This window comes from Halopelagius fulvigenes (genome assembly GCF_055398025.1).
In genome coordinates this window covers 913,820-931,378 of record NZ_AP043846.1, presented here as the reverse complement: position 1 = coordinate 931,378, position 17,559 = coordinate 913,820, and the positions used below count along the sequence as shown (strand labels likewise).

Genomic DNA, 17,559 nt, shown 5'->3' with positions numbered 1-17,559 from the left:
CGCGCGGTCGCCGGTTCCGCCCCGCCCGACTACTCGACGACCAGCGTCGTCTTCTCCGCGACGGCGTCGGCCTCCTCGAAGTCGCCGCCGCCGAGCAAGCCGCGCGCGGCCCGCTTACCCCACTCGACGGCGGGTTGGGTGAACGTCGAGACGTTCGCCAGTTCGCCGTAGAGGACGCAGGCGGCCTCCATCCCGTAGAGCAGTTCGCCCAGTCCGCGTTCGTCCACGCGGTCGATTTCGATGCGGACGTTCGGGACGCCCGCGGCGGCGAGACTCGCCTCCGTCGCCTCGAACTCGGCGTCTAAGAGTTCGCCGAGCGACGACCCGCCGAGGTAGGAGAGGCCCTGCAGGTCCGTCTCGGGAATCTCCCGGTCCTCGCGTTCGCGCGGGCGGACCAGCGTCACGAGTTTGTCGCGCGGGCCGGCCCGGTACAGTTGGAGTTGGGAGTGTTGATCCGTTGCCCCGAGGGCGCGGGCGGGCGTCTGGCCGAGGCCGTCCTTGCCGAGGCTCTCGGCCCACAACTGCGCGAACCACTCGGCGAAGTACTCCAAGGACTCCGCGTAGGGCATCATCGCGTTCGTCAGCGCGCCCCGTTGCGCGAGGGCGTACGTGGTCGCCCCGTAGGCGTACGCCGGAGAGTCGAACAGCGACCCCGAGAGGCGGTCCGCCTCTTCGGCCGCACCCGTCAGTAAGGCATCCAAATCGTGGCCCTGAATCGCCGCCGCGGCGAGTCCGACCGTCGAGAGCACGGAGAACCGGCCGGGGACCCCCTCAGGCACGTCCAACGCGGGCAGGTCGTGCTTCTCCGCGAGGTTCCGGAGGTTGCCCTCCTCGCCCGTCGTGACGAACGTGCGGTCGGTCCAGTCGACGCCCGCCGCCTCCATCGCATCGCGGACGACGAGGAAGTTCGAGAGCGTCTCCGCCGTCGTGCCGGACCGCGAGACGACGTTGACGACGGTTTCGGAGAGCGGAAGCGACTCCGCGAGCGTCGAGACGTGCTCGGGGTCAACGTTGTCGAGGTAGTACGCGTCCGGGTCGTCCTCGTCGGCGAGGGCCTCCGTCAGCGTCGCCGCGCCGAGGGCGCTCCCGCCGATGCCGACGGTGACTATCGCCTCGGCGTCACCGAACGGTTCGACGGCGGCGCGAATCCCGTCGGCGTCCGCCGTCTCGGGCAGGTTCAACGCCGCGTAGCCGTGTTCGGCGTCGGCGCGTCCCGACTCGATGCGTTCGTGCGCGGCGGCGACCGTCTCGTCCAACCGTTCGAGGCTGTCTCGCGAGACGCTCGGCGTCCCGTCGAGGACGTTCCCGATATCGACGTGCATACGACAACAGCCGACGGCGGCGGGGAAAAAGGTGGGTCCCCGGTTCCGACGGACGCGAACCGCGGCGGGAGAATGAAACGCCCGCTGCGGACCGGTTCGCTTAATCGCCGCCGAGTCCAATCGCCGCCAATGGCGGACGGGTACAACGGCGTCCTCGGCGCGTTCCCCTACGCGTTCCGGTCGAGTCGGTCGCTCCTGTTCAAGTCGTACGTGCTGGTGAGCGCGGCGGCCGTCGGCCTCGTCTCGCTCTTCGTCCTGATGGGCGTCGTCGTCCTCGTCGGCAACACCGCCGCCGTCCAAGGCGGGTCGCTCACGCTCTCGCGGGCGTTCTACATCGTCGTCGGTCTGCTGGTCGTCCTCCCGGCCGTCGCTCCGACGCTCGTCGTCGCGCGGCGGCACCGCCGGGGCATCGAGTCGCGGGACGAGTACGAGGCGGCCCTCGCCGTCGCCGGCTTCCTGTTTCTGCTCTCTCTGTACCTCGGCCTCGTCGCGTCGATGCCCGAGACGTTCGTCCTCGACGGCGAGACGGTCACCCGCCCCGCGCCGTCGGGCGTCTTCGCCCCCGTCGTCGCCCTCCTCTACGCGATTCCGCCCGCCCTCTCGTGGGTCGTCCCCCTCGTTGGCGCTCTCCTCATCGGGGCGGTCCACCGCCTCTTCGGGTGAGAGGGAGGTCACCGAACGGCGTCGAACTTCCCGCGTCCGAGGTAGATCAGTGCGGAGAGGGCGACGAGTGCCGCCGCGACGGACCCGGCGGCGAGGAGGCGTCCGGACGCGGCGCGTTCGCCGACGTGAGCGACGAGGAGGAACGTCGGCACCCGCCCGACGGCGACGAGGGCGACGAGCGTCCGTATCCGGAGCGTCGTGAGACCCGCGAGGGCGCAGACGGCGTCGTCCGGGAAGGCGGGAAAGAGGAAGACGACGAACAGACCGACCGCGCCGCGTTCCTCGACGAACGAGTCGAACCGTTCGAGGACGGAATCGTCCACGACGCGTTCGACGTACGGGCGGCCGAACCGCCGCGCGAGGACGAAGACGACGGTGCTGCCGACGACGACGCCGACGACGCTGTACGCCGCACCGCGGAGAGTCCCGAACAGGTAGCCCCCGACGACGCCGAGCGTCTGCCCCGGTATCGGCGCGAAGACGACCTGCGCGGCCTGCACGCCGACGAACGCGACGCCCGCGTACGGCCCGAGGCGTTCGACGGCGATGCGAATCCGCTCGGGGTCCGCGAGGGACGGCGCGAAGGCGTGAACCGAAAGCGCCGCGGCGACGGCGACGACGAGGAGGGCGGAGAGGCGAATCGCGGCGTCGCGCCGGGCGCGGTCGGACTCGAAGACGCGTCCCATCTCAGAGTATCGACGCGGTCAGGATGCTCGCGTTCGTCGCGTACTTTTCGAGATACTGGCGGGCGGTCGTTCGCTCCCCGCGGACGGCGGTTCGCCCCGCGGCGACGGCGTCCAGAACCGCCTCGGGGTCGGCCTCCCGCCCCCGGGGGACGCCGACGACGGTGTACGCTCTCCCCACGAGTGCGGGGCCGTGCGCGTCGCTCCCGCCGACGCCGGGCATCCCTCGGGCGTCGGCGTACGACCGGGCCTGCCCGTTCCGCAGTCCGGTGAGCGTGTGGGCGTTGTACACCTCGACGGCGTTCACCGATGCGGCGTCTATCGCGCGCCGCCGCGCCCCGTGCCGCGAGCGCTGAAACGGGTGGGGGACGACGCTGACGCCGCCCGCGTCGGCGACGCGGCGCGACGTCTCGGCGAGCGAAAGGCCGGTTTCGGGAACCGCCTCGACGCCGAGGGCCAGGAGGTGCCCCTCCGCAGTCGAAACTTCGACGCCGGGGACGCCGACGAGTCCGTAGGCGGGGGCCAACTCGGCGGCCCGGAGGGACTCGCCTATCGCGTCGTGGTCGGTGACCGCCACCGCGTCGAGTCCGGCGGCCGCGGCGCGTTCGAGTATCGCCTCCACGGGCGTCTCGCAGTCGTAGGAGTCCTCCGAGTGGACGTGCGGGTCGAACCGCAGCGCCCGATAGCGACCGAAGAGCGACCCGCCTGCGTCGCCAGCGCCGTCGGTGTCGTCTTCGCCGTCGGTATTGTCTGCGTCGCCGCTCTCCACGTCCGCATCGTCTCGAACTCGCCGGACCGTCATGCGTATCCGAATTCGAGGGCGAGGCAGAGCGCGATGGTGACGCCGCCGCCGACGCCGACCAACGTGTGCGCGAAGTCCGTCTTGTACGCCTTGTACTCGGAGGTCATCAGGGGACAGACGGCGACGACGGTGAGTCCCGCCACCCACCCGTTCCAGAGGGGGACGAACTGAAAGAGGAAGTAGTTCGTGAGGACGACGGCGTGGGTGTGGACGACGGTGGTGCCGTGGTAGTAACTCGTCCCCTCCTCGTCGAAGAACCCCTCGTCGTTGTGGCGGATGAGTCTGAGGCCGCCGAACATGATGACGACGAACCCGACGACGGCGCTGGCGACGGCGTGCGGCGAGACGACGACGTGGTACAGCAACGCCGCCGAGACGAGGTAGGTGAAGATGTCGATGAAGGAGTCTATCTGCCGCCCGAACGCCGACGGACTGCCGTGTTCTCGCGCGTAGTAGCCGTCGAGTTTGTCGAACGCGAACCCGACGAGGACGGCGACGATGCCCCAGTTCGGTTCGTTCTGGACGAACAACACCGCGCCGACCCACGCCCAGAACAACGCGGCGAGGCTCAACCAGTCCGCGACACCCAACCGACTCACCATGTTGTCGCCCGCCGTCGAACGGAGCACCCGACGCGCCCGCGCGTCCACCTGTTCGCTCCAGCCCCGAAGTACGGACCTCCCTTCGTTGGACATGTGGCTCTCTACGCCGATAACGGTCCCGAGAGCGCATAAATTTTCCCGCCGCGCTACATAATTAAATAGAAGATATATAGAAACGGAGCGCTATCGAGATCTACGTGCGCTCAATATCTTCGACGCGTCGCCGCCGCAGTGGGCCGACGCGGTAGTAGGCGTGTTCGAACCGGCGTTCGAAGCCGTTGGCCTCGAACATCCACTGCGAGGGCTTGTTGTCGAGGGCGACGAGGGCGTGTACCGCCCCGGCCCCGGCGTCGGCGGCGACGGTGCGGGCCCGGGAGACGAGGGCGGTGGCGATTCCCCGCCCCCGGTGGGAGGGGCGGACGAACACGCGCCTGACGTACCCGCCGTCGAACGTCAGCGTCTCTTCGAGGGGGTGGATGCGGTGCGTCGCGTCGACGCTGACGAACAGGTGGCCCACTATCTCGTCGCCGTCGAGTGCGCAGAGGACCGTCTCGTCGTCGCGGAGTTCCGCGAACGCCTCGTACTCCCCGCCTACCGCCGTCGGGTCGCGGGCCGCGAACGCGACACCTTCGACGGCGGCGTCGGCCCCGGCGTCGTCCCGCGGGTCGGCGACGTACTGGTACATCCGCGTCCCCGTGATTCCGACCCGCTTCAGCGCCTCGTACACCCGTCGTGCGCGTTCGTTCCGCGTCAACCGCCAGAGCGCGGGCATGTGCGGGTGGTCGCCGAGGCGGCGGATAAACGCTCGGAAGGCGGCGGCCGCCGATGACGAAACCCCGAAGGGGGCGCGCGGCGTACCTCGCGGCGATGACCGACGAAGAACGGGTCGAAGGCACGTTTCTCGTGACCGCCGCGGACGACGACTCGGCCGTGTTGAAAGACGTCGAGACGGGACAGGTCCACACGCTCTCGTCGAACCCCGGCGTCGAACGCCACGACGCCGTCGAGGGCGTCGTCTCCCCCGACCCGCCGATGAACGTCTCCTACCAACTCGTGGAGATGCGAGAGCGCAGACCGCTTTCGCTGGAGGTGAGCGACGAGTCGCCGACGGCCCGCGCCCGGGACATCGCCGCCGACCAACCGGTGGGCGAACTGACGCGGGAGGAACGGGCGGGGACCGGCGAACTGCACGTCATCACCGTCCCCGAGGAGACGACGGACGAGGCGGTTTCGGACGTGGCCGACGACGAGGAAGGAACCCTCTCTCGGGCGGCGCGCCTCGGCGTGAACCGCGTGGAGATTCGCTCCGAACCGGGCGTCGTCGTCGTGCGGTACATGCCCTGAACGCGGGCGACGAGTGCGGCCGGTGAAGAAATAGTATACGTTTGTCGAGAAACGGGCCGGCATGGAGAGACAGCGAATCGTTGTACTCGCCTACGTCGTCTTCGGAGTACACCTCACGGTCCGCGGAACGTTACGACTCCTCGCGGAGGGCATCTCCTTGTGGCCGGTCTTCGCCGCGGCCAGCGGACTTCTGCTACTGGTGGTTCTCGCACGGAGCGTCGTGCGCGGCGAAACCGACGACGAATTCGAGACGGCCGCCGAGAACGACGTGCTGTTCTGGCCTCTCGTCGTCGCCGCCTGCTTCTGGGGGGTCACTACCGCCCTCGATTTACTCGGCTCCGACGTCGTACTCTCCTGACGCCGCGCGTCGCCCTCCGCAACCGCGTCGCTCGACGCGTCGGGTCCTCAACTCCCTCCGTCGCGCGCTTTACCGGTCGTCGCGCCCGGCCCGCCGTTGCTCTGGACCTTCCATCCGCCCTCTATCTCGCCGGGTTCCGTGTCGCGGGCGGCGTACGCTATCTCCGTCTCCGACCCCATCGCCGACGGCCCCTCCACTGATTCGATGCGGAGGGGAACGTCCAAGGAGTCGCCGCAACAGCCGGTATCGACGAACTCCTCGTACGTGTCGCCGACGCTCGGACTCTCGACGACGCGCCGGAGGTACGACCTGAACCGATCGGTCTCTAGTTGGTCGCGCCCCCACGCGCTGAGTTCGTCCGGGTACGAGACGACGACTCTGCGTGCGGTGTCGGTGCTCATGCCCTCAAATACGCGCTCGAACGCAAAGGCCCTCCCGCCGGCACTCGCAGGGGGACGGGTCGCCGACCCCTGCGAACACGTAAGATAATCAAACCATCCCAGAATACCGGAATTGAGTCGAGAGAAGAATTGAAACGTAGTCAATCGAACGAGTTGTTCTGCAACGTGCAGCCTTTGAGCCCTCCAAAAACGTACAGGGTGAGTACTGTTTACTTAGAAAAACATGAACTATGTTAGTACTCCATTCTGACCATCTGGCCCGATAACCACGAGCGGTTATTTAAGCATCTTAGACCCAATAACGTCCACAGAGACGCGCTCTGGGCATTCACGAGTAGTTAACGTACTTAGGAAGGCTTATTCGGCATCCAAGATGAACGGATTCCATGGCCGAGTTCACTGTACCGGAGGTAGATTACACCCGGTACACGAATCGCCAACTCGCGGCGGTCCCACTCGCGGTTCTCGTGGTCGCCCTTCTCGTCATCGCGGGATGGTACGTCGCAACCGGTGCGCCGGTGAACCAGGGGATAGAGTTCACCGGCGGCACCGAGATACAGGTCGCGGTCGATGCACCGCCGGCGCAAGCCGAACAACAGATACGGCAGGCGTTCACCGCCGAACCCGAGTCCATCCGCTCGGTTCCGACCGAGAACACGTACATCGTGACGTTCCAGTCGGAGGACGGGTCGTCGGTGAACCCCTCGCAACTCGAACGGCAGGCGGAGCAAGCGGGCTTCGAGATTCGAGCCATCTCCTCCGTCTCGCCGAGTTTCGGCGGCGACACGCAGACGCTCGCACTCGGCGGCGTGGTGGTGGCGTTCCTCGGGATGAGCCTCCTCGTCTTCGCGATGTTCCGGACGTTCGTCCCCTCTATCGCGGTGGTCATCTCGGCGTTCTCCGACATCGTCATCCCGTTGGCGCTGATGAACGTCCTCGGCATCGAACTGTCCTTGGGGACGGTCGCCGCGCTTCTGATGCTCATCGGGTACTCCGTGGACTCGGACATCCTCTTGAACAACCACATCCTCCGCCGGTCGGGTGACTTCTACGAGTCCACCTACCGCGCGATGCGGACCGGCGTGACGATGACGCTCACGTCCATCGCGGCGATGATAGTCATGACCGTGACGGCGACCATCTTCGGCATCCAACTGCTGGCCGCCATCGGGACGGTCCTCGTCTTCGGTCTCTCCGTCGACCTGATGAACACCTACATGCTGAACCTGAGTCTCCTCCGCTGGTACAAGTACGAGGGGGTGGCCCGATAATGGTCTCACTCCGCGACAACTGGCGCATCGCTCTGCTCGTCGTGTTCGTCCTCGTGTCGACGTTCGCGCTGTTCTCGCCGACGCTCGCCCCGGACGACACGGGCGGCGCGGGCGGCGCGGTTGCGAACGATAGCGGGGTGACGAACCTCCAGTACGGCCTGCAACTGTCCGGCGGGACGCGCGTCCGCGCGCCCCTCGTCGGCATCACCGCCGAGGAGGTGCAGTTCGGCGGCGACCAACCGCGGGCGGTCGAACGGAACGTCGCCTCGCAACTGTCGAACGCGACGCCCTCGGACGTCATCGCGCGCCCGACCGGCCAGAACGTCGGCACCGTCGAGGTGACCGTCGAGAACGTCACCCAGGCCGAACTCCGGTCGGCGCTCCAACGGGCGGGCTACGAGTACGGAACCGTCCGCGACGGCGTGACCGAGACGACCCGGCAGGACGCCGTCTCCGTCCTCGAGAACAAGATAAACGAGGCCGGCCTCTCCGGCGGCACCGTCCAGACGGTGCGGACGGCGACCGGCGAGCACTTCATCCTCATCGAAGTGCCCAACCGGGACCGCTCGGAAGTGCTCGACCTCGTGAGCGAACGCGGGACGGTCGTCATCCAGGCGTACTACCCCGCGGAGAACGGAAGCGGCTACCAGACCCGCGAGATACTCCAACAGGACGACTTCCAGAGCATCGGGACCGCCACGGAGAGCCAGCGAGGCGGCGCGTTCGTCCCGGTGACCGTCGAGCAGTCCGCGGCGCGGGACTTCCAGCAGGCGGCCGTCGAAACGGGCATCGCCCAACCCGGCGGCACGACCTGCACGTACCGGGAGAACCCCAACGGCACCGAACCGTGCCTCCTGTTGGTCGTCAACGGGGAGGTCGTCAACGCGTTCGGGATGAGTCCCGGCCTCGCGCAGGGGATGCGCTCCGGCGAGTGGGCGAACGCGCCGGAATTCCAACTCCAGACGCGGAACCTCACCGAGGCGCAGCAAGTCGCCATCAACCTCCGCGCGGGCGCGCTTCCGGCGAAACTCGACATGACCGGCCCCGACGGCGGCACCTCCTCGTACGTCTCGCCGAGTCAGGGGTCGGACTTCAAGTCGAACTCGCTGCTGACGGGTCTCGTCGCCGTCTTCGCCGTTAGCGGCGTGGTGTTCTTCCGCTACAGGGAGGTGCGCGTCGCCGCGCCGATGGTCGTCACCGCCCTCTCCGAGGTGGTCATCCTCCTCGGGTTCGCCGCCGGTATCGGCTATCCGCTCGACCTCTCGGTCATCGCGGGCTTCATCGCCGTCATCGGGACGGGGGTGGACGACCTCATCATCATCGCCGACGAGGTGATGGCGGAGGGGCAGATCAACTCCCGACGCGTCTTCCAGTCGCGCTTCAAGAAGGCGTTCTGGGTCATCGGCGCGGCGGCAGCGACGACCATCATCGCCATGTCTCCGCTGGCGGTGCTGTCGCTCGGCGACCTGCAGGGCTTCGCCATCTTCACCATCCTCGGCGTCCTCGTGGGCGTTCTCATCACTCGACCGGCGTACGGCGACATCCTGCGCGCCCTCACGACGAAGGAGCGCTGAACCGCAAACGTTCAGTCATTTATACGTATCGCTCGGGATTCATTTTTTCGCCGGGTATCGAACGCGCGAGTCGAACGCTATCGGCGTATCTAACCGCTCGTTAGGTGGTATCGGGCTATCTGATGCCGTCCATTAGGAATACAGTCTGATTCTCGGGAACGTAGAATCGGCCATTACCTAAATATCCCCGTAGGAGGTACGGGTAGGCGTACCGAGAGACGACCGAAGCCGCCCCCCGTCGGTTTCGAACGGGGTCCGAAGACACAACGATGGATACAAATCGGCATCTCACGGGCGACGTCATCGGTGCGACGAACGACGCTGAGGTTCCGCGACGCGTCGGTCCCCGTCCGCGACTCGGGGAACCGGCGTCGCAGCCAGCGTACGAAGCCACCGTCGTCTCTTACGACGACGAACCCGACGAGTGTACTATCTACCCCGCCGACGCCGACGACGACGAGTTGGTGACGACGTGGATATCCGCCAAGTCGGGTTCGTTCGTCTCGCTCGCCGACATGCGCTGAGTTCGGCCGTCGAACATCGCGAGTCTTTTTCGCGCTAAAACTGGTCGAGTGACGACTGCGCCGCCGCGGCGAGAACGTCGTCGCACGTGGACCACGAGGCGCGCGCGCAGTCCGGCAGTTCGCCCGTCTCGCCCACGTACTCGCGGAGGAACGCCCGCGTCGTCCCGTCGCTCGGATAGCCGCTTCCGACGGGGCCGTACTCGGCGTACTCCTCGGCGATGGCGGCGACGCGCGCGTCCCGTTCCACCTTGGCGACGATGCTCGCCGCGCCGACGAGTGCGTACGACTCGTCGCCGCCGTGTTCGGCGCGGACGCTCACCTCGACGCCGGCGTCGCCGACGCCCGACGCGACGCGGCGTCCGAACCGCGCTTCGTCCACGTCGCCGGCGTCCGCGACGACGGCGTCGCCGTCCCGCGCCGCGGCGGCCACCGCTTCGGCGTGCGCGGCGACGGTCAACGAGTTCATGTCCGTCTCCGGAGCGTCGATGCGCGACGGCGGGACGACGGCGACGCCGACGGTCACCGCGTCGCGTTCGCGGAGGGCGGCGGCTATCTCTTCCCGCCGAGAGGGCGCGATGCGCTTCGAGTCGTCGATGCCGTCGGGAAGCGCCGCCGGGTCCGCCCGCACCGCGGCGGCGACCATCGGACCGAGGACCGGCCCCTTCCCCGCCTCGTCGCATCCGACGCGAAACGTGCGCCCGTCGCCGCCTCCGCCGCGTCCGTCTTCCATGTACGCCGCAAGGACGCGGCGGCGACTAAGCGGTTGTGGTCCGCGGGAACGCCGCCGTCCCCGCCGCACGTTCTCCGCTCGAACCGCGTCTTCGGCCCGCCGGGAGGTTCCAAATGACAAGTTAATGTCTCGTATTTAATTCAGCCGCCTCCGAGGATACGTTAGCGACAGTCGCGGCGGTTCGGTCGTCCCCGCTGTCGCAGAGGTCTCACTAATGGTACACGACACACAAGCTCTGTCGAACGAACCCGACAGAGCCGCGCCGATGCACAGCAGATTGAACGAGTGGGCGAGGAGACAGGGCGAACGGGGGTGGGACGCGCTGGTGTACAGTTCGGCGTACCTCGCACTCATCGCGGTGGCCGAAGTCGCCGTCGTGATGCACCTCCTGTCGCTCCCGCCGAACGCCGCGCCGGTCGTCGTCGGCCTCGTCACCTTCGCCGTCTACACGAGCGACCGCATCGCCGACGCGGACACCGACGCGGTTTCGAACCCCAGACAGGCCGCGTTCGCCCGCCGGCACCGCGACGTGCTGTACGTGCTCGCGTCGCTCTCGTACGGTCTCGCCGTCGCGCTCTCGGTCCTCGGCGGGCCGGTCGCGCTCGCGATCACGCTCCTCCCGGGCGTGTTCTGGATACTCTACGCCTCCGATTGGGTGCCCGCGGGCGGCCTGCCGTTCCACCGCCTGAAGGAGGTGCTCCTCGTCAACTCCGCCGTCGTCGCGTTCGCGTGGGCGGCGACGCTGACGTTCCTCCCCCTCGCGTTCGCGGACGCGGCGTTCACGCCGACGGCCACCGTCGTCTTCGCGTACTTCTTCCTCGCGACGTTCGTCAACGCCGAGATCCCCAACGTCCGCGACGTCGAGGGCGACCGAGAGATAGGCGTCTCGACGCTGCCCGTCGTCTTCGGCGTGCGCCGGACGCGGCACGTCCTCTACGGTATCAACCTCGCCGTCGCCGCACTCGCCGGCTACGCCGCCCTCTCGGGGTACCTCTCCGCCGCGGCGGTGCTTGCGTTGCTCGTCGGCGTCGGCTACTCCTGCGCCGTCACCTCGTTCGTCGGTCGGACCGAGAGAGAGGACGCTCTCGTCGTCGCCGCCGAGTGCACGTTCCTCTTCGTGTTCGTCGCGCTCGGAGTCGCCCGCTCGCTTCCCGTCTGAGTAGCCGACCGGCGCTACCTGCACTTTTACGACACATTCACCGGTCAGTTAATGTATGATGCGACACGTCTCATCATAGAGCGGTGCTCCCCGTCACCCTGCTACCGCCGGTGTTGTTCGTCACGATTACCGTCGGAACGACGGCGGCCTTCCTCGCGTGGCGGGAACGGCCCGAACCGGGGTCGGTTCCCCTCGTGGCGATGCTGGCGGGGCAGTGTTGGTGGTCCGCCTTCCTCATCTTTCAGTTGCAGGCGACGACGCTCGACTCGAAACTGCTCTGGATGAACCTCTCGTGGGTGGGCGTCGTCGTCATCCCGGTGGCGTGGTTCCTGTTCGCGTTGGAGTACACCGGCCACGACCAGTACGTCCGCCTCCGGTACGTCGCCGTCCTCTCCGTCGTCCCCCTCCTCACCGTCCTCCTCGCCGTGACCAGCCGGTCCCACGACCTGCTGTACGTCGAATCGACGCTGGTTCGGCGAAACGGCGTCGCGACGCTCTTTCGGACCGCCGGCCCGTGGTTCTGGGTCATCACGGCGTACACGTACTTGCTCGGACTGCTGGGGTCGATTCCGCTCCTCGGTCTCGTCCGGAGCGACTCGCTGCCGTTCCGCGGGCAGAGCATCGCCCTGCTCGTCGGAACGCTGGCCCCGTGGGCGAGTAACGCCCTGTTCGTCGCGGGCGTGGTTCCGGTCACCGGGCTCGACCCGACGCCCATCGCCTTCGCCGTCTCCGGCGTCGCCTACCTCGGCGCGCTCACGCGGTTTCGGCTCCTCGGGACGAACCCGTCGCCGAACCGGCGGGCGCGCCGCCTCGTCTTCCGACGGATGCAGGAGGCCGCCGTCGTGGTCGATAGCCACGACTACGTGGTGGACGTAAACGAGAGCGCCGCGGCGACGCTCGGCGTCGCGCCGCGGGAGATTCTCGGGCGACCGGCGGCGCGGTTCTTCCCGGAGTACGAGGAGTTACCCGAGGACGGGGCGGCGACGGGGTACGTCACCCTCGACGGCGACTCCCGCGACGCGCTGTACGACGCCACGGTCACGCGAATCACCGACTTCCGCGGGCGCGCCATCGGCCGGGTCATCACCCTCCACGACGTCAGCGAGCACATCCGACAGCAGCAGCGTCTCGAAGTGCTCAACCGGGTGCTCCGACACAACATCCGCACCGAGACGAACCTCATCGCCGGGTACGCCGACCTCATCGCGGAGGACGGCGGCGACCCCCGCGCCGCCACCGTCAAGCGGCACGCCTCGAACATCGCGGAGATGGGGGAGAAGGCGCGGGAGATCTCGGACATCTTCGAGCGGGGGCGCGAACCGACCGAGGCGACGCCGTTGGCCGGCCTCCTCCGCGAACACGTCGCGGCCATCCGCGAGGCGTACCCGGAGGCGACCGTCGCCTGCGACTCCGTCCCAGAGGACGCGTACGTCGCCACCGTCCTCGACCCCGTCTTCTCGAACCTGCTCGAGAACGCCGCGGAACACAACCCGAGCGACGACCCCCACGTCGAGGTCACAGTCGAGGTGACCGACGAGTGGGTCAGCGTTGCCGTCGTCGACGACGGCCCCGGCATCGACGAGTACGAGCGCTCGGTGCTGGAACGCGGGACGGAGTCGCCGCTGATCCACGGGAGCGGTCTGGGCCTCTGGTTGGTCACGTGGGCGACGGGCGTCGCCGGCGGGACGGTCACCTTCGAGGCCAACGACCCGGCCGGATCGGTGGTCACCGTCCGCGTCCCGTCGCTCTCCCCCGCCGACGGGGAACGCTCCGCCGGGGGCTGACGCCGCGAAACGACGCCGCTATCGACAGGTCGCCTCCGACTCAGTCGTCCGCCGGCGGAATCCCCGGCGCTTCGATTTCCGCGCGTTCTCTCTCCGGTTCCGACTCCTCGTCGTCACCCTCCTCTTCGCGGTGCGCTTTCAGTTCTCTGCGGACGAGTGCCTCCCATTCGGCCGTCGACTCTCGGTGATGGCACATGGTATCTTCCCTCACACCGAGATTGCGACCGCGGTCTGAAAAACGTTGTGCGGAGTCGTCGGAGGAGGCGGAAAAACGGCGTCGGGATCCGTCTCGGGCGCTCAGTCGCGGAAGTACTCCTCGTCCTCGAACGGTTCCTCGACGCCCTCGACGGTGACGACGTCGAGTGCCGTCACCTCCGCGCCGACGCCGAGGATGTCGGCCAGACTCGGTTCGGTCCGGCCCTCGTCGCCGGAGACGAGTTCCTTGATGTAGAGGCCGCCCGCGCCGTGAACCTCGACGGTGGCGTGGCGCGCGTCGTCGAGTTCGCCCGTCGCCTCGTACACCTCGCGGGTCCGCGTGAGGTTCGCCCGACGGTGGTCCACGCGGTGCGGCGTGTACTGTTCGACGGTCGCGCCGTCGAGTTCCTCGATCGCGGCGTCGAGTTCCGCTTCGGTCACGTCGGCGTCGAACTCGACGGCGGCGCGGTACCGCTTGCTCGCGTCGAGTTTCTTCACGCGTTCGACCATCTCGTAGTTCGCGAGGCGGAGGCCCTCGACTTCGACCTTCCCCTCTGCGAAGACGTTGATGTCGCCCTCCAGTCGGTCGGTGTCGACGCGGCGGCGGCGCGGTTCGACGATCTCGATGACGAACGGGCGACCGGTCCCGAGCATCAACGCGTCCACGTCTTCCCTCCCCGCACCGTGGAACTTCGCGCCCGTCCCGTCCATCACGTCGCGGACGACGGGGGCGGTGAGTCCCTCGACGCTCTCCTCGTAGAGGTAGCCCGACCCGCCGCACTTCTCGCAGACCTGTTTGCCGACGTAGCCCGACCCGTCGCACCGGTTGCAGGGCCACTCGGTCTGCGGGATGTCGCGTTCGAGTTTGCGGTAGCGACCGTAGACGAACGCCGAGTGGACGTCCACCTCCACCTCGTCCGCCTCGATGTCGAGGAGGAACATCACGTCCGGGCGGCCGAACTCCACCTCCGTCCCGGTCAGGCGGCCGAGTCGCTTGCCCACCTCGCGGTTGAACTCCGATTTGAACAGTTCGCCGGCGTCCTCGGGGAGTCCGGCCCCCTCCCGGAGGAGCACCTCGTTCTCCTCGACGAGGGGCGGCGCGCGCGTGCCGACCTGATAGGTGTCGAACTCCACGTCCTCGACGGCCTCGGCGCAGCGTTCGGCCCACTCGTCGAAGCGGGCGACTTCCCCCTCGCACACCCAGCACGCTTCGGTGTCCGTCGCCTCGAACGCCTCGTCGTCGTCGAGTGCGGCGGCGACGCGGAGGCTCCGCCCTCGCTCTGCGTTCGTCAGTCCGAAACTCCGGTCGGCGAAGACGCGGCCCAAACACGAGTCGCAGACGGGACCGCTCTCCGCCAACGCTCGGGCGTCCTCGAGGATGCTCATACCCTCTCCTGACGGGGACTGGGTTTCTGTCTTGCCTTTTCAGAGCAGTCCAGCCGCGGAGAGAAGCCACCAGACGCCGGCGGCGACGCCCGCGCCGACGAGCGTCGTCGCCGCGGACAGGGCGACGCCGAGGGGCGTCTCCGAGAACGCCTCGCTCCCGTCGCCGTCGCGGCGGTAATCCGGCGCGTTCGCGGGAGGGGAGAGGCGTCCGGGCGACTTGAACGCCCCGTCCGGCTGGACGGGCCGGTCGCCGGGGACGGAGTCGAGAGCGACCGACGACCGGAACCGGCTGTCACCGGAACTCGACGCTCTCGACGGCCTTGACGCCGAAGCCGTCGGCTAACGACTCCGCCGCCCGCTCTCGGTCGTCCGGCGGAACGTCGAGGCGAAGCGTCGCGTCGACGCCGACGCGCAGGTCGTTCAGCGCGGGCTTGAGGCCGCGTATCTCGACCGATTCGACGCTCTCGACGCTCTCGACGGCGGCGAGGCGCTTTCGGACGCCCGCGGCCAAGTCGCCGTCGGCGTCGCGCGTGACGAGCACCGTCATCGACGCGCGGACGGCGGCGGGGCGGTCGGGTTGCGATTCGTTCTGACTGGACTGCTTTATCGCCATGAGGCTCCCGGCGCGACTCGAACGCGCGTCGAAGACGACTGCCGACACGGGAGCGGTCCGGTCGCTCCGCGGCGGCGCGAGGTGCGTCACGCGAGAAGAGTGAGGGGCCGATTCCGTACCGTGCGCGACGGAATCGGGTCCCCCCGACCCCGCCCGCGCGGCGCGACGTTACGCGCCGAACGCGGACCGGATGCGGAGGATGCCGGATACCCCGGACGCGGCGGATGCCGCGGATACGGTGGATACACCGAGGGTGCCGGCGTTTCCGACGACCGGGCACCGAGACCCGTCGCTGGATGCGGACGCCGCGCGAAGTGCGGACGCCGCGGCGGGTGTGCGACGGGTGGCGGTGTGGTCGGTCATCGGATGCTCCGCCCGCGGGGTCGCGGGACTCGGTCGATGAGTCACCCGGTCGCTACTTAACGATTGTCCGGGTGTGCTAATATGTATCACAGATGCGTCGGAGGGCTCACCATGGCTCTCTGCGGGAACCGCCCACGGCACCGTCGAACCCGACCGGGTTCGGTCGGCGAGGGGTCCGAACGTCGGGGGTTCGACGGTCATTCGCGGCGTCTCAGTCGTCGCCGCTCTTTATCGGGTCGGACTCCTCCTCGGAGAACCCCTCGGACTTCTCGATGCGCTCTCTCGCCTCCCTGTCGAAGCGCGTCTCGATGTCCTGGAAGTCCTTGACGAACGAGAGTTCGTGGTGGGACTCCGTCGGGTGGCCGATGTAGCGCGATTCGAGGTCGAACTGCGCCTCCTCGTCGTTGTCGGCGATGTTGCTGAGGTCCTCGTAGACGGCGTGCGCGCCGGAGTGGAGGCCGTAGAGGGTGATGAAGATGTACTTGTAGCCGAGATCGCCGAGTTCCTCGAAGGTGAGCGGGTCCTCCTCTTCGGACCACGCGAACGACGACGAGTAGTTGAACGCGAGATCGAGGTCCGGGTGGGTCTCGTGGATCGTCTCGGCGTAGTTGACCGCGTCCTCGCGCGAGGGGTCCGGCATCTCGGGCCAGACCAGGTCGACGCCCGCGTCGGCGTAGATGCGGCCGCGTTCGAGGTGTTCCTCCCAGTCGCCGTTGGCGGACCCGTACGCGTCGGTCCGCGCGATGATGACCGTGTCCTCGGACTGCTTCGCGTCGACGGCAGCCTCGAACCGGGCGCGGGCCTTGTCGCGGGAGACGATCTGCTTGCCCGCGATGTGGCCGCACCGCTTCGGCGTCGTCTGGTCCTCGATGTGGATGGCGGCGACGCCGGCCTTCTCGTACTCGCGGACGGCGCGGCGGACGTTGTGGATGCCGCCGTACCCCGTGTCGCAGTCCGCGACGACGGGCAGGTTCGTCGCCTCGACCATCCGCTTCGCGTTCTCGACCATCTCGGTCATCGTCACCATCTCCAGGTCGGGGAAGCCGAACTGGCCGAGGACGGTGGAGTACCCGCTCATGTACGCGGCGTCGAGTCCGGCGAGTTCCGCGAGGCGGGCGTCGAGGGCGTGGTAGATGCCCGGCGCGAAGGTGAAGTTCTGCTCATCCAGGAGGCGGCGGAACTCCCGCCCGGCGGGGTTGTCCACGTCGCGGGTGAACACCTCCTCGGCACCCATCTCGTCGCCGCCGATGGTGTCCTCGCTCATCGGCTTCCCCCGAGCGTCGATTCGATGCGGTTCAGTTGCGTCTTCAGATTGGCGATTTCGCGACGGACGTCGTCGTACTCCGCGTCCGGGTCGGTGCCCGTCTCGATGAGGGGGACCAACGGCGCCTCCGCGTCCTCCTCGTCGGTCGGTCGTCGCGTCCGCTCCGTCTGTCGATACCGTCGGGGAGTCGTGTCGATGATGGGAACCAAGGGAGCCTCTCTGTCCTCTTCTTCGGTCGGTCGTCGCGTTCGTTCGGCGGTTCGGGTCTCTTCGGTTCGTCGGGTCGTTCGTGTCATGTTATGTCGCGTATCGGTCGATCGGGTCGGTCGGTCGGTGTCGTTGCGGTCGTTCGCTCGTGGACGTCTGCTACGCCGGCAGATTTGGTGGTGCGTACGTTCATTCGTCGTCGCCTCACCCTACCCGAGGACCATCACACGAATAAACATAATGATTGATAGTGATAATATTCTTTAATGAGTTTAATCGACAGGGAGGACTCGAAGGCGGTATCAGTGAGAGCC

Annotated in this window: 20 protein-coding genes; 8 read left to right on the top strand and 12 right to left on the bottom strand. The window is 67.9% G+C overall.

Annotation, left to right across the window (positions count from 1 at the left end; genetic code table 11):
• Positions 1-29: 29 nt before the first annotated feature.
• Entirely contained in the window at positions 30-1,322 is a 1,293-nt protein-coding gene (locus ACZ522_RS09335; RefSeq protein WP_379692667.1) for a glucose-6-phosphate isomerase, read from the bottom strand.
• Between the two features lie 129 nt (positions 1,323-1,451).
• Between ACZ522_RS09335 and ACZ522_RS09330 the strand changes: the two genes are divergently transcribed.
• Positions 1,452-1,985, top strand: coding sequence for a hypothetical protein (locus tag ACZ522_RS09330; RefSeq protein ID WP_379692668.1), 534 nt, complete (start codon positions 1,452-1,454; stop codon positions 1,983-1,985).
• Positions 1,986-1,993: 8 nt separating this feature from the next.
• Here ACZ522_RS09330 and ACZ522_RS09325 read toward each other — a convergent pair whose 3' ends face one another.
• The 4 genes from ACZ522_RS09325 to ACZ522_RS09310 all read right to left on the bottom strand — a co-directional run bounded on the left by ACZ522_RS09325 (position 1,994) and on the right by ACZ522_RS09310 (position 4,844).
• Positions 1,994-2,671: a TVP38/TMEM64 family protein gene (locus ACZ522_RS09325; protein ID WP_379692669.1), complete on the bottom strand. Its 678-nt coding sequence runs from the start codon at positions 2,669-2,671 to the stop codon at positions 1,994-1,996.
• A 1-nt stretch (position 2,672) separates the two neighbouring features.
• The gene (locus ACZ522_RS09320; protein WP_379692670.1) at positions 2,673-3,470 is read right to left on the bottom strand and encodes a CehA/McbA family metallohydrolase; all 798 of its coding nucleotides are present in this window, start codon (positions 3,468-3,470) and stop codon (positions 2,673-2,675) included.
• On the bottom strand, positions 3,467-4,165 hold the full coding sequence (locus ACZ522_RS09315; RefSeq protein ID WP_379692671.1) for a CDP-alcohol phosphatidyltransferase family protein: 699 nt from the start codon (positions 4,163-4,165) through the stop codon (positions 3,467-3,469). Before ACZ522_RS09315 ends, ACZ522_RS09320 begins: the two co-directional genes overlap by 4 nt.
• A 100-nt stretch (positions 4,166-4,265) precedes the next feature.
• Positions 4,266-4,844: a GNAT family N-acetyltransferase gene (locus tag ACZ522_RS09310; protein WP_379692672.1), complete on the bottom strand. Its 579-nt coding sequence runs from the start codon at positions 4,842-4,844 to the stop codon at positions 4,266-4,268.
• A 95-nt stretch (positions 4,845-4,939) separates the two neighbouring features.
• On the opposite strand from ACZ522_RS09310, the gene ACZ522_RS09305 reads away from it, so the two are divergent.
• Both ACZ522_RS09305 and ACZ522_RS09300 read left to right on the top strand, forming a co-directional pair.
• Positions 4,940-5,416, top strand: coding sequence for a DUF5812 family protein (locus ACZ522_RS09305; protein ID WP_379694519.1), 477 nt, complete (start codon positions 4,940-4,942; stop codon positions 5,414-5,416).
• A 61-nt stretch (positions 5,417-5,477) separates the two neighbouring features.
• A complete protein-coding gene (locus tag ACZ522_RS09300; protein ID WP_379692673.1) occupies positions 5,478-5,774 on the top strand; it encodes a hypothetical protein in 297 nt (98 codons plus the stop codon).
• 47 nt (positions 5,775-5,821) lie between these two features.
• Here ACZ522_RS09300 and ACZ522_RS09295 read toward each other — a convergent pair whose 3' ends face one another.
• Positions 5,822-6,175 carry a hypothetical protein gene (locus ACZ522_RS09295; RefSeq protein WP_379692674.1) on the bottom strand — a complete coding sequence of 118 codons (354 nt, stop codon included), beginning with the start codon at positions 6,173-6,175 and terminating at the stop codon, positions 5,822-5,824.
• A 386-nt stretch (positions 6,176-6,561) separates the two neighbouring features.
• Here ACZ522_RS09295 and secF point away from each other — a divergent pair, with 386 nt between their 5' ends.
• The 3 genes from secF to ACZ522_RS09280 all read left to right on the top strand — a co-directional run bounded on the left by secF (position 6,562) and on the right by ACZ522_RS09280 (position 9,544).
• Positions 6,562-7,446 carry a protein translocase subunit SecF gene (secF, locus tag ACZ522_RS09290; protein WP_379692675.1) on the top strand — a complete coding sequence of 295 codons (885 nt, stop codon included), beginning with the start codon at positions 6,562-6,564 and terminating at the stop codon, positions 7,444-7,446.
• A complete protein-coding gene (locus ACZ522_RS09285; RefSeq protein ID WP_379692676.1) occupies positions 7,446-9,020 on the top strand; it encodes a preprotein translocase subunit SecD in 1,575 nt (524 codons plus the stop codon). Before secF ends, ACZ522_RS09285 begins: the two co-directional genes overlap by 1 nt.
• Before the next feature lie 269 nt (positions 9,021-9,289).
• Positions 9,290-9,544 (top strand): DUF7511 domain-containing protein, encoded by a 255-nt coding sequence (locus ACZ522_RS09280; RefSeq protein ID WP_379692677.1) that lies wholly within the window; start codon positions 9,290-9,292, stop codon positions 9,542-9,544.
• Positions 9,545-9,578: 34 nt separating this feature from the next.
• Here the strand turns inward: ACZ522_RS09280 and rnhB are convergent, their stop codons facing one another.
• The gene (gene rnhB / locus ACZ522_RS09275; RefSeq protein WP_379692678.1) at positions 9,579-10,274 is read right to left on the bottom strand and encodes a ribonuclease HII; all 696 of its coding nucleotides are present in this window, start codon (positions 10,272-10,274) and stop codon (positions 9,579-9,581) included.
• A 214-nt stretch (positions 10,275-10,488) separates the two neighbouring features.
• Here rnhB and ACZ522_RS09270 point away from each other — a divergent pair, with 214 nt between their 5' ends.
• Both ACZ522_RS09270 and ACZ522_RS09265 read left to right on the top strand, forming a co-directional pair.
• Entirely contained in the window at positions 10,489-11,433 is a 945-nt protein-coding gene (locus tag ACZ522_RS09270) for a UbiA family prenyltransferase (RefSeq protein ID WP_379692679.1), read from the top strand.
• An 83-nt stretch (positions 11,434-11,516) separates the two neighbouring features.
• Positions 11,517-13,217, top strand: coding sequence for a histidine kinase N-terminal 7TM domain-containing protein (locus ACZ522_RS09265; protein WP_379692680.1), 1,701 nt, complete (start codon positions 11,517-11,519; stop codon positions 13,215-13,217).
• 40 nt (positions 13,218-13,257) lie between these two features.
• Here the strand turns inward: ACZ522_RS09265 and ACZ522_RS09260 are convergent, their stop codons facing one another.
• The 5 genes from ACZ522_RS09260 to ACZ522_RS09240 form a co-directional block, all read right to left on the bottom strand.
• Positions 13,258-13,428, bottom strand: a complete 171-nt coding sequence (locus tag ACZ522_RS09260; RefSeq protein ID WP_379692681.1) for a hypothetical protein — start codon at positions 13,426-13,428, stop codon at positions 13,258-13,260.
• An 86-nt stretch (positions 13,429-13,514) separates the two neighbouring features.
• Positions 13,515-14,798, bottom strand: a complete 1,284-nt coding sequence (locus ACZ522_RS09255; protein ID WP_379692682.1) for a tRNA pseudouridine(54/55) synthase Pus10 — start codon at positions 14,796-14,798, stop codon at positions 13,515-13,517.
• Between the two features lie 292 nt (positions 14,799-15,090).
• Positions 15,091-15,459 (bottom strand): hypothetical protein, encoded by a 369-nt coding sequence (locus ACZ522_RS09250; RefSeq protein ID WP_379692683.1) that lies wholly within the window; start codon positions 15,457-15,459, stop codon positions 15,091-15,093.
• A 526-nt stretch (positions 15,460-15,985) separates the two neighbouring features.
• The gene (aceA, locus tag ACZ522_RS09245; RefSeq protein ID WP_379694521.1) at positions 15,986-17,008 is read right to left on the bottom strand and encodes an isocitrate lyase; all 1,023 of its coding nucleotides are present in this window, start codon (positions 17,006-17,008) and stop codon (positions 15,986-15,988) included.
• Between the two features lie 26 nt (positions 17,009-17,034).
• Positions 17,035-17,334, bottom strand: a complete 300-nt coding sequence (locus tag ACZ522_RS09240) for a hypothetical protein (RefSeq protein ID WP_379692684.1) — start codon at positions 17,332-17,334, stop codon at positions 17,035-17,037.
• Positions 17,335-17,559 lie beyond the last annotated feature (225 nt).

Coding starts and splice junctions, on each gene's coding strand:
- ACZ522_RS09335 (WP_379692667.1), bottom strand. CDS start 1,322: ATGCACGTCGATATCGGGAACGTCCTCGACGGGACGCCGAGCGTCTCG.
- ACZ522_RS09330 (WP_379692668.1), top strand. CDS start 1,452: ATGGCGGACGGGTACAACGGCGTCCTCGGCGCGTTCCCCTACGCGTTC.
- ACZ522_RS09325 (WP_379692669.1), bottom strand. CDS start 2,671: ATGGGACGCGTCTTCGAGTCCGACCGCGCCCGGCGCGACGCCGCGATT.
- ACZ522_RS09320 (WP_379692670.1), bottom strand. CDS start 3,470: ATGACGGTCCGGCGAGTTCGAGACGATGCGGACGTGGAGAGCGGCGAC.
- ACZ522_RS09315 (WP_379692671.1), bottom strand. CDS start 4,165: ATGTCCAACGAAGGGAGGTCCGTACTTCGGGGCTGGAGCGAACAGGTG.
- ACZ522_RS09310 (WP_379692672.1), bottom strand. CDS start 4,844: ATGCCCGCGCTCTGGCGGTTGACGCGGAACGAACGCGCACGACGGGTG.
- ACZ522_RS09305 (WP_379694519.1), top strand. CDS start 4,940: ATGACCGACGAAGAACGGGTCGAAGGCACGTTTCTCGTGACCGCCGCG.
- ACZ522_RS09300 (WP_379692673.1), top strand. CDS start 5,478: ATGGAGAGACAGCGAATCGTTGTACTCGCCTACGTCGTCTTCGGAGTA.
- ACZ522_RS09295 (WP_379692674.1), bottom strand. CDS start 6,175: ATGAGCACCGACACCGCACGCAGAGTCGTCGTCTCGTACCCGGACGAA.
- secF (WP_379692675.1), top strand. CDS start 6,562: ATGGCCGAGTTCACTGTACCGGAGGTAGATTACACCCGGTACACGAAT.
- ACZ522_RS09285 (WP_379692676.1), top strand. CDS start 7,446: ATGGTCTCACTCCGCGACAACTGGCGCATCGCTCTGCTCGTCGTGTTC.
- ACZ522_RS09280 (WP_379692677.1), top strand. CDS start 9,290: ATGGATACAAATCGGCATCTCACGGGCGACGTCATCGGTGCGACGAAC.
- rnhB (WP_379692678.1), bottom strand. CDS start 10,274: ATGGAAGACGGACGCGGCGGAGGCGGCGACGGGCGCACGTTTCGCGTC.
- ACZ522_RS09270 (WP_379692679.1), top strand. CDS start 10,489: ATGGTACACGACACACAAGCTCTGTCGAACGAACCCGACAGAGCCGCG.
- ACZ522_RS09255 (WP_379692682.1), bottom strand. CDS start 14,798: ATGAGCATCCTCGAGGACGCCCGAGCGTTGGCGGAGAGCGGTCCCGTC.
- aceA (WP_379694521.1), bottom strand. CDS start 17,008: ATGGGTGCCGAGGAGGTGTTCACCCGCGACGTGGACAACCCCGCCGGG.
- ACZ522_RS09240 (WP_379692684.1), bottom strand. CDS start 17,334: ATGACACGAACGACCCGACGAACCGAAGAGACCCGAACCGCCGAACGA.